Here is a 285-nt window from a genome sequence, read left to right as displayed (position 1 = left end):
AAACGATACCAGCTTCGCGCTATGGAGCCGCCTGCTTCAGGAAACGATCGAACTCAACCAAGCCCGCACCGCGCCAAATCCCGACCCCGCCCTGATCGGCCGCGAAGCGGCGGACGTGGCGAACTTCGCCATGATGGTCGCTGACGTGATGGGCGCGCTACCTATCGAGACGATCGAACCGGCCGCTGGCAGTGCCGTCGACCGAATCGCCGCCAAGCTGGCAGCGGCCGATGGCCTCAACTGGGATGAAGTCTGCGGCTATGAAGCCGATCCCGTCGCAGGCGA

General features: G+C 64.6%; 1 protein-coding gene. It reads left to right on the top strand.

Translation table 11 applies throughout. The features are described from left to right. The coding region (locus VJI94_RS08210) for a hypothetical protein (RefSeq protein WP_324008998.1) at positions 1-285 on the top strand (285 nt) is incomplete at both ends.

The sequence above is a fragment of the Parvimonas sp. D9 genome (assembly GCF_035282565.1).
GTDB lineage: Bacteria > Bacillota > Clostridia > Tissierellales > Peptoniphilaceae > Parvimonas > Parvimonas micra.
Note: the sequence above shows the minus strand (reverse complement) of the source record. Positions and strands in the feature narration are given on the sequence as shown.